Here is a 9,153-nt window from a genome sequence, read left to right on the forward strand (position 1 = left end):
GCGGCGGGGTGGGTGGCAGTGCGGCCAACGCCGGGGCCACCGGTGGGGTCGGCGGCAACGCCGGTGACGGTGGTGACGGCGGTGACGGTGGCAACGCCGCGCTCGGCTCCGGCTATCCCGGCGCTGTCGGCGGCACCGGCGGCCAGGGTGGCACCGGTGGTGACGGTGGCAGCGCCATCGGTGGCACCGGCGGTTCCGGTGGCGCCGGCGGCAGCAGCGGTGATGGCGGCGATGGCGGCAGTGGCGCCGACGGCGGGGCCGGGGGTACCGGCGGACCCGCCAACCCCGGCACCAACGGCACCGCAGCGGTCGGTGCCACCGGCGGCACCGGCGGCGCCGGCGGCACCGGCGCTCAGGGAGGCAAAGGCGGCAATTAGGCCGCACCCCCGCAGACCGCCCGAATATCCGCCAATCCGCAGGTGAGCGCCACAGAATTTCAATACGATTTTGTATGTGATTTGGGGGCAACCCTCTCCGAGGGTTCAGGAGCTGATCCGCGATGGCGCGCGGGTAGCTCTCAGCTCCAGCCGCGAGTGGCTCCGCGAGGTCGACCAGGCCACGCTCAGGTCGCTGCCGCCGGTCGCCGCGGATCCGGAGCTGGCGACTGTGGTTCTGCGCGCCAACCGGGCCAATTTGGCCTACTTCGCCTCTGCCATGCTGCAGAATCCCGGCACTCCCGTGCCGCCGTACCTGGGCGCCGAGAGCGTACGGATGGCGCGGGAGTTGGTGCGTCGTGGGTTGGACACGTCAGCGCTGGAGATCTACCGCATCGCCCAGAATCTGGCATGGCACCGGTGGACTGAGATCGCCTTCGAGCTGACGTCGGATCCGCAGGAACTGCGCGAGTTGCTGGACCTGCCTTTCCGCCTGGTAAGCCAGTTCGTCGACGGGACCCTCGCGTGCACTGCCGCGCAGATGCGGTTCGAGTCCGAATACGCCCGGCTGGCGCACGGCGAGGGCCTCGAACATCGGGAGCTCGTGCAACTGATCCTCGATGGTGCCGACATCAGCAAAGCGCAACTCGAAACGCAGTTGGGCTATCGCTTCGACGGAGCACACACCGCTGCCATCATTTGGAGCGAAGATCCCGAAGACGCCGCAGCCGCGCTCGACCAGGCCGCGAAGGCATTGGTCGAGGCGGCGCGGGGCGAGCAGTCACTATCCGTGGCCGTCGGAAGGTCGACCCGCTGGGTATGGGTCGCGGAGATGAAGAACGTCGACCCCGAGGAGATCGGCAAGGCTCTGAACGCGCAGGTGCGGATCGCGATCGGGAGCACCGCGCCAGGTATCGACGGGTTCGCCCGCAGTCACCGCGACGCCGTGACCACCCAGCGCCTGGCGCTGCGATTGCTGTCCCGCCGCCGGGTCGCGCAGTTCGCCGAGCTGCAGCTGGTCGGATTGGTCACCGAAAATGCCTCGGGTGCAACGGCATTCATCGAGAACACGCTGGGAGAATTCGCGTCCGCCAGTCCCGCGATGCACGCGACGGTGTTGACGTACATCAACTCCGGATGCAACGCCTCGCGAGCGGCGAAATCGCTGCACACTCATCGCAACACGTTGTTGCACCGCTTGGAAACAGCTCAGCAGCTGCTGCCTCGCCCCCTCGAGCAGAACCTGGTTTGCCGTTGCGGTCGCTCTCCAGACGTTGCGTTGGCGCGGCCCGGAACTCGACGTACCGTCCCAGGCCCCAGCCGGGGAGTAGGGTCTCCCGATCTCACCGGCGTATACCGAGAGACCTTGCGGCACTTCAGGTTCGGAGGCAACACCCCCGACTGCCGGGGTGCCCCGGCGGTCTAGCTGCCGTTACGTCCGGGGCGCACCCCGGCCATGTTGATCATCAGCGGTATCGGAGTGGCGAGCGGCCGCAGCGCTTCGGCGTCGTGGTAAGCACCGATGGTGTACTCGCCCGTGGTCTCGATCGCGAACGACAGCTGGGGAGTGAAACACCGGTACTTGGACGGCTTGTCCTCGTCCGGCCATTGCCACGCGGAGCGGACCGTGCCCCGGATCGTCCCGCCGGGGTCCTTGCAGACGATGAACAACTCCGGGTCGAAATCACCACCGGAGGGTGCGTGCACCACCAGTACGAGAGGGACCGTCAGCCACACCGGGGTCTGGTTGACCTCGTAGCTGGTGATCGGCACGCGGGTGGCGTCGATCGCGGAATCGTCGATGTTGGCGGAGCCCGCCACGAGTAAAGCGGCTACATGCATTGCGACATCTTAAGGGTGCCGGGGCCGCGCGCCAGCCTATTCGGCAGGCTCGCTGAAACTTGTTTCCCCGCTGTCCGCGGGCTGCTCCGTCTCGGCCAGCAGGATCGACATCGGCACCGGCGTGGAGAGTTCGAACTTGCCCTCGGCGTCGTAGTAGACCCCGAGGGTGTACTCGCCCTCGGTCTCCACCGGGAAGGAGAGTTCCTGAGTGAAGCACCGGTACTTGGAGGCGCGATTGCCATCGTCCGGCCAGTGCCACGCCGCCCGCAGCGATCCGCGGGGAGCCCCCGAAGGGTCCTTGCAGACCACGTGAATCTCCGGGTCGTAATCGCCGCCCGCCGGTGCGTGGACTACCAGAACGACCGGGACCGTTGCCCATAAAGGCATTTGATCAACCTGGAACCACGCCATGGGTATGGACATGGCATCGATGGCGCCCTGTTCGTTGAACGCGGCATTACGCGGAACGAACAATGCGGAGACGTGCAGCATTTCGTCATCCTAAAGGCCGCGGGTGCCCGGACCCGTCATTGTTTGCGCAGCGCATGCCATGCCAGGTCGGCGATGGCCACGCAGTAGCCGTCGTCGACGGGATCCTCCATGTACAGGCTGCGGACGTAGATCGGGGCCGTCACGATCTGGATCGCCGCCACGGTGTGCACGCCATCACGCAGTTCGCCACGTTCCCGGGCGCGGTCGATAACCGAGCGGAGGACGCTGAAACGCCTCTGCCAGAACATCATCCGAGTCTCGCCGTCGTGATGTCCGGCACGGCTGTCCATCACCATCACCCGGTGGAAGGTGCGGCCGATCGGCGTGTTGACATCCGCGGCGAGGGTGCGGGCGAGAGCAAGGAGGTCACCGCGCAACGACCCGGTATCCAGCGCCGAGCGGAACACGTCGGCGTCGCGCACCGCGGCATCGACGATCAGTTGTTGGCGATTGCCCCAATAGTGATAGATCGCTGCCACATCCAGGCGGTGGCGCTCCGCCATGGCTTCCACGCTGAATCGTTCGACGCCCCAACGTGCCAGCTCGTCGAGCACTGCCGGCATCACCCGCGCACGCAGGTCCGCGGGGATGGAAGCCGGGGATACGTCCGGTCGCTGCGACGGCCGCATGTGCTCTACCGTACGACTCGAGCGCCGCTTCGAGAACTACTTCTCACCCAGGCCGGGCACAATGTCGCCCAGGCTGAAGGTCAGCGGTTGCTCCAGCTGTTCGTAGGTGCACGAGCGTGGGTCGCGGTCGGGCCGCCACCGATTGAACTGAGCGGTATGGCGGAAGCGCGCGCCCTCCATGTGGTCGTAGCGCACCTCGACCACCCGCTCGGGCCGCAGCGGCACGAAGGACAAGTCCTTGCCGGCATTCCAGCGAGATCCCTCGTTCTTGCGGGGAGTGCGTTCGCCGGATTCGTGCGCGGCCCAGTTCCAGGGGTGCTCGTCGAAGCTGGTGACCAGTGCCTGCAAATCGTCGAACAGGCGTCGGCGCTCGGCCATGGGGAAGGCGCCGATCACACCGACCGAGGCGAGTTGTCCGTCGTCCTGGTACAACCCGAGCAGCAGCGAGCCGACCGCGTCGCTACCGGATTTGTGGACCCGGTAGCCGGCGACCACGCAGTCCGCGGTGCGTTCATGCTTGATCTTGAACATGACGCGCTTGTCCGGCTGATAGGTGCCGGTCAGCGGCTTCGCGATCACGCCGTCCAGACCGGCGCCCTCGAACTCTGCGAACCAGCGCTGCGCGACGGCCCGGTCCGTGGTCGCCGGCGTGACGTGGAAGGACGGGCCGGAGTCGGCCAGCGCCCCGGCCAGCGCCGCGCGCCGCTCGCTGAACGGACGTCTGGTGTAGTCGTCGTCACCCAGAGCCAACAGGTCGAACGCGATGAACGCAGCAGGTGTCTGCTCGGCCAGCATCCGCACCCTCGAATCGGCCGGGTGGATACGCTGTTGCAGCGCTTCGAAATCCAGGCCGCGAGCTGTTGCTATGACGATCTCACCGTCGATGACGCAGCGCGGCGGCAACTCGGCCTGCGCCGCCGCAACCAGCTCGGGAAAGTAGCGGGTCAACGGCCGCTCGTTGCGGCTGCCCAGCTCTACACCTACACCGTCGCGAAAACAGATGGACCGGAAGCCATCCCACTTCGGCTCGTAGGACGCATCCGGCGGAATGCCCTTGACTGACTTGGCCAGCATCGGCGAAATCGGCGGCATGACGGGTAAGTCCATTAGTTCATTCTGGCGTGCGGCATGCTGGACTGTGGATATGGCTGCCGCAGCAGAAGAACTCGACATCGACGGCATCGCCGTTCGGGTGACCAATCGTGACAAGGTCTACTTCCCCAAGCTCGGCTCCAACGGCACCAAGGGCCGGCTGATCGACTACTACGCGGCGGTGTCCCAGGGTCCGATGCTCGCCCCGCTGCGCGACCGCCCCACCCATCTGCAGCGTTTCCCCGACGGCATCGACGGCGAGGAGATCTACCAGAAACGGGTGCCCAAGCATCATCCCGACTATCTGCAGACCTGCCGGGTGACCTTCCCGTCCGGCCGGACCGCGGACGCGCTGATGGTCACCCATCCCGCCGCGATCGTGTGGGCGGCACAGATGGGCACCGTCACGCTGCACCCCTGGCAGGTGCGTTGCCCGGACACCGAGCATCCCGACGAGTTGCGGATCGATCTGGACCCGCAGCCGGGAACCGGGTTCGAGGACGCGCGGACGGTCGCCGTCGAGGTGCTGCGGCCGTTGCTCGCCGAGCTCGGGTTGACGGGTTACGCGAAGACGTCCGGGGGACGCGGCGTCCACGTGTACCTGCGGATCGCCACCGACTGGGATTTCATCGCGGTGCGCCGGGCGGGTATCGCCCTGGCCCGAGAGGTCGAGCGCCGTGCTCCGGAGCGGGTGACCACCTCGTGGTGGAAGGAAGAACGCGGCGAGCGGATCTTCATCGACTTCAATCAGAACGCCCGGGACCGCACGATGGCCTCGCCGTATTCGGTGCGGCGCACCCCGATCGCAACCGTCTCGATGCCCCTGTCCTGGGACGAGCTGGCCGGTGCCGACCCGGACGACTACACCATGGCGACCGTCCCCGACCTGGTTGCGCGCCGCGACGACCCGTGGGCCGGCATGGACGATGACGCCCAGTCGATCGCGGTGTTGCTGGACATGGTCGAGGCAGACGAGGAGCGCGGCCTGTGTGACATGCCCTACCCGCCGAACTACCCGAAGATGCCGGGCGAACCCAAACGGGTGCAGCCGTCGCGGGATACCGACCGCAAGAAATGAGATAACGGGACCCGACACGTCGTCGCGTGCATATTCTGTGAGCCGGGGACCGGCGAAGCGGGTGAGATGGATCTGCATCTGGCGGGCAAGACGGCGGTGGTCACGGGCGCCAGTAAGGGCATCGGTCTGGCGGTGACGAAAGCGCTCGCCGGCGCGGGCGCCTATGTGGTCGCCGGGTCACGCACGCCGGGCAAGGATCTGCTGGCCATGGAAGAAGCCGGGCAAGTCACCTATGTGTCGGTCGACCTGTCGCGGCCCGACGGTGCGCAGGAGCTGATCGCGGCCGCCGCCCGCCGAGGCGGGATCGACATCCTGGTCAACAACGTCGGTGGTGCCACGCCACGCCCGGCCGGGTTCGTGGGCATCACCGACGAGGACTGGCAGGCCTCGTGGGATCTGAACATGATGGCGGTCGTGCGGCCCACCCGCGCGGCGCTGCCCGAGATGCACCGGCGCGGCGGCGGGTCCATCGTGATCATCGGGTCGATCAACGCCTACTACCCCGGTGCGGTGACCTACGACTATTGCGCCACCAAGGCCGCCGTCACCAACCTTGCCAAGGCTTTATCAAAAGAACTGGGGCCGTTGAACATTCGGGTCAACTCGATCAGCCCGGGACTGGTGCTGACCGAAAAGTGGACGGAAGGCGGCCTGGCGGAGGGGTTGGCCGAGGCGAACGGGGAACTCGCCGTTGACGTGCTGGCAAACATTCTGGAAGACACGCCCACCGGTCGCTTCACCACCCCGGAACAAGTCGCCGACCTCGTGCTGTTTCTGGCCAGCGAGCGTGCGGGCAACATCAGCGGCTCCGACTACCGGATCGACGGCGGGTTCGTTCCCACGCTCTGAGCGTGCTCTTCCCCAGCTGACCGCGGGCACGCAACCCTGAACGGACAGGGTCCGCGCTCCGCTGAAAAATTTGCTGACAGCATGCCGGTAAATGTCTTTGACCGTTCTCCCGTCGTGCGCCGGAGCGTCAAAAACTTCATCTCGAAGTAAGACAGAAAGATCGCGCCGGCCCGGGATTATCGCAGCTCAAATCATATCTGTGAGACGTCATTCGGCTGCTGCCGGCAGGCGTTCGTCGCAATTCATTCGAACCTGTTGACCTGCGGACAAGCGCCGGTCATTCTCGTTCGGAGATTTTGCGGCACAGGTTGCTCGGAGGTGCGGAATGTCGTTTGTCAGCGCGGCGCCGGACGTGGTTCTGGCGGCGGCTTCGGACGTGGTGCACATCGGTTCGTCGGTCACCAGGGCCAACGCGGCGGCGGCGGGTTCGACCACGACGTTGCTGGCCGCGGGCGCGGATGAGGTGTCGGCGGCCATCGCAGCGCTGTTGGGCGAGCACGGGCAGGCCTATCAGGCGGTCAGCGCGGAAGTCGCTTCGTTCCAGCAGCGCTTTGTACAGGCCCTCAACGCGGGGGCAGGAGCATATGCGACCGCGGAGGCGGCCAATGCCGCGTCGTTGCAATCCCTCGAGCAGGGCGTCCTGAGTGCGATCAATGCACCCTTCAACGCGTTGTGGGGGCGCCCGCTGATCGGCAACGGCAGAAATGGAACCCCGGGGACCGGCCAGGCCGGCGGGCCGGGCGGGATCTTGTGGGGTAACGGCGGTGATGGCGGGTCTGGGGCTTCGGGGCAGAGCGGCGGTGCCGGCGGGTCGGCGGGGTTGTTCGGTCATGGCGGAACCGGTGGGGCCGGCGGCGTCGGCCTGGTCGGCAAGACCGGTGCGGTGGGTCAGGCGGGCGGTCCCGGCGGTACGGGCGGGACCGGCGGGATCGGCGGACACGGCGGGCTGCTGTTCGGAAACGGCGGGCACGGTGGTGCCGGTGGTACCGGGGGGATTGGTGGCGTCGGGGGCTCGCCCGATGGTTCGGGCGTGTTCGGTGCCGGCGGGAAGGGCGGCCCCGGCGGAGTAGGAGGCGGGGGTGGCGCGCCCGGATTGCTTGGCAGCGCCGGTCACTCCGGCGCCGTGGGTGGAATCGGGGCCGACGGCGCTACCGGCAGCGGCTCCACCGGATTTGCGGTCGGCCCCTTCGTCAACCACACCGGTCTGCCCAACAGCCAGATCTACCTGACCGCACTCGGTCAGACCTCACCCGGCCAGTGGTCGTGGATCGACCAGAACGGCGTGGCCCACGCGATCGACCACAACGCCGCCAACGCCCCCGACCACCTCACGCACAACGGCGTGAATTACGCGAACATGTCTTTCACCCTCGACCAGACGGGCAACTTCTCGATTCCGTCTGAGTTCCAGGGCGGCCGGATATTCCTGTCGATGAAGCAGCCGCTGTACATCGGCATCAGCCCGGACAACTTGGGCTGGGCGGGTCTGGACCCCGCGAATCCCGCCGATCCCAACTACAACACGGTCTACGACTGGTATGAGCTGACCTACAAATACGGCTCAATACCCTTCGGCGGCAACACAACTCAGGTGGACCAGTTCGGGCTGCCGTTCACCTTCACGCTGACTCAGGATTCCACCGGGTTCTCCGACACCCGTGGTATCACATTGTCGCGGGCTCAGCTGTTCCACCAGTACACGACCACCCTGCCTACCGAGTTCCAGTCACTGATCGTCAACGACGCCACCGGCAACCCGCTGCGGATTCTGGCCCCGCGGACCGCCCAGCCCGGTGGCCTCGCCACCTGGCTGGACCCGGCGATCGACAACTTCTGGTCGACCTATCAAACCCACCCGTTCTTTTACGACGGCCCCGGCTACACGGTGACCGGCAACGTCGACGCCGGCGGCCAGTTCGTTTACAACCTGACCCCCGACGGGGGCAGCGCCACGAGCTACACGATGGTCGAGCCCACGACGGCGCAAACATTCGCCGCCAACGGTCCGTTCGTCGGCGTCGGTCAACAGGGGGCGTTCCTCGCCGAACTCAACGCTGCGTTCAACCGCGGTGTGGCGAATTCTCCGGACCAGTGGGCCAATGTCGATGCCTACTACCCGACGGGCGGGCGGTGGAACAACTGGGCACAGTTCTTCCACGCCAACAGCATTGACGGCCTTGCCTACGGCTTCCCCTTCGACGACGTGAACTCCCAGAGCTCAGTCCTGATCCTCGGCAACTCACTGCCGCCGACCCGGCTGTCCTTCGACCTTTTCTAGCGCGTGAGAGAGGAACTTTCCGATGGTGTACGTGTTGGCCGTGCCGGAGTTATTAGCATCGGCGGCAACGGATTTGGCAGGCATCGGTGCGACGCTGAAGTCCACGAATGTCGCGGCGGCGCTCCCGACGACGCGGTTGTTGGCCGCCGGCGCGGATGAGGTGTCCGCGGCGATTGCCACGGCATGGGGCGAGTATGGGCAGGCCTATCAGGCAATCAGTGCGCAGGCCGTGACTTACCACCAGCGGCTTGTGCAGGCCCTGAATGCCGGGGCCGGGGCTTACGCGGTCGCGGAGGCCGGCAATGTCTCGTTGTTGCAGACTCTCGAGCAGGACGTGATGGGCGTGATCAATGCGCCCTTCAACGCGTTGTTGGGACGCCCGTTGATCGGTAAGGGCAGCAACGGCACTGCGGGGACCGGGCAGGCCGGTGGGCCGGGCGGGATCCTGTGGGGTGACGGCGGTGACGGCGGGTCCGGGGCGCCGGGACAAACCGGGGGCGCCGGCGGATCGGCGGGATT

General features: G+C 66.7%; 10 protein-coding genes. 6 read left to right on the forward strand and 4 right to left on the reverse strand.

Annotation, left to right across the window (positions count from 1 at the left end; translation table 11 throughout):
* Both AO501_RS37820 and AO501_RS08170 read left to right on the forward strand, forming a co-directional pair.
* On the forward strand, positions 1-377 hold a 377-nt coding region (locus AO501_RS37820; protein ID WP_197419789.1), incomplete at its 5' end, for a hypothetical protein.
* A gap of 76 nt (positions 378-453) precedes the next feature.
* Entirely contained in the window at positions 454-1,800 is a 1,347-nt protein-coding gene (locus AO501_RS08170; protein WP_231752392.1) for a PucR family transcriptional regulator, read from the forward strand.
* Here the strand turns inward: AO501_RS08170 and AO501_RS08175 are convergent.
* Genes AO501_RS08175 through AO501_RS08190 form a run of 4 tightly spaced genes read right to left on the reverse strand, consistent with a single transcriptional unit; the run spans position 1,797 to position 4,444 of the window.
* Positions 1,797-2,216: a hypothetical protein gene (locus tag AO501_RS08175; RefSeq protein WP_156452402.1), complete on the reverse strand. Its 420-nt coding sequence runs from the start codon at positions 2,214-2,216 to the stop codon at positions 1,797-1,799. The genes AO501_RS08170 and AO501_RS08175 overlap by 4 nt on opposite strands.
* 36 nt (positions 2,217-2,252) lie before the next feature.
* A complete protein-coding gene (locus AO501_RS08180; protein WP_231752393.1) occupies positions 2,253-2,708 on the reverse strand; it encodes a hypothetical protein in 456 nt (151 codons plus the stop codon).
* Between the two features lie 35 nt (positions 2,709-2,743).
* Complete coding sequence (locus AO501_RS08185; protein WP_055577254.1) at positions 2,744-3,337, reverse strand: TetR-like C-terminal domain-containing protein; 594 nt, start codon at positions 3,335-3,337, stop codon at positions 2,744-2,746.
* A gap of 36 nt (positions 3,338-3,373) precedes the next feature.
* Positions 3,374-4,444 carry an ATP-dependent DNA ligase gene (locus tag AO501_RS08190; RefSeq protein ID WP_055577255.1) on the reverse strand — a complete coding sequence of 357 codons (1,071 nt, stop codon included), beginning with the start codon at positions 4,442-4,444 and terminating at the stop codon, positions 3,374-3,376.
* Positions 4,445-4,481: 37 nt separating this feature from the next.
* On the opposite strand from AO501_RS08190, the gene ligD reads away from it, so the two are divergent.
* From ligD to AO501_RS08210, 4 genes are all read left to right on the forward strand, one after another.
* Entirely contained in the window at positions 4,482-5,507 is a 1,026-nt protein-coding gene (gene ligD, locus AO501_RS08195; protein ID WP_055577256.1) for a non-homologous end-joining DNA ligase, read from the forward strand.
* A gap of 66 nt (positions 5,508-5,573) precedes the next feature.
* The gene (locus tag AO501_RS08200) at positions 5,574-6,356 is read left to right on the forward strand and encodes an SDR family NAD(P)-dependent oxidoreductase (RefSeq protein ID WP_055577257.1); all 783 of its coding nucleotides are present in this window, start codon (positions 5,574-5,576) and stop codon (positions 6,354-6,356) included.
* Positions 6,357-6,681: 325 nt separating this feature from the next.
* Positions 6,682-8,634, forward strand: coding sequence for a glycoside hydrolase family 64 protein (locus AO501_RS08205; RefSeq protein ID WP_055577258.1), 1,953 nt, complete (start codon positions 6,682-6,684; stop codon positions 8,632-8,634).
* Positions 8,635-8,656: 22 nt separating this feature from the next.
* Positions 8,657-9,153 (forward strand): PE family protein (locus AO501_RS08210; protein WP_156452403.1); only part of this gene is annotated, 497 nt, incomplete at its 3' end.

Source organism: Mycobacterium gordonae, assembly GCF_001417955.2.
GTDB classification, from domain to species: Bacteria; Actinomycetota; Actinomycetes; order Mycobacteriales; family Mycobacteriaceae; genus Mycobacterium; species Mycobacterium gordonae_B.

Coding starts and splice junctions, on each gene's coding strand:
- AO501_RS08205 (WP_055577258.1), top strand. CDS start 6,682: ATGTCGTTTGTCAGCGCGGCGCCGGACGTGGTTCTGGCGGCGGCTTCG.
- AO501_RS08190 (WP_055577255.1), bottom strand. CDS start 4,444: ATGGACTTACCCGTCATGCCGCCGATTTCGCCGATGCTGGCCAAGTCA.
- ligD (WP_055577256.1), top strand. CDS start 4,482: ATGGCTGCCGCAGCAGAAGAACTCGACATCGACGGCATCGCCGTTCGG.
- AO501_RS08180 (WP_231752393.1), bottom strand. CDS start 2,708: ATGCTGCACGTCTCCGCATTGTTCGTTCCGCGTAATGCCGCGTTCAAC.
- AO501_RS08175 (WP_156452402.1), bottom strand. CDS start 2,216: ATGCATGTAGCCGCTTTACTCGTGGCGGGCTCCGCCAACATCGACGAT.
- AO501_RS08185 (WP_055577254.1), bottom strand. CDS start 3,337: ATGCGGCCGTCGCAGCGACCGGACGTATCCCCGGCTTCCATCCCCGCG.
- AO501_RS08200 (WP_055577257.1), top strand. CDS start 5,574: ATGGATCTGCATCTGGCGGGCAAGACGGCGGTGGTCACGGGCGCCAGT.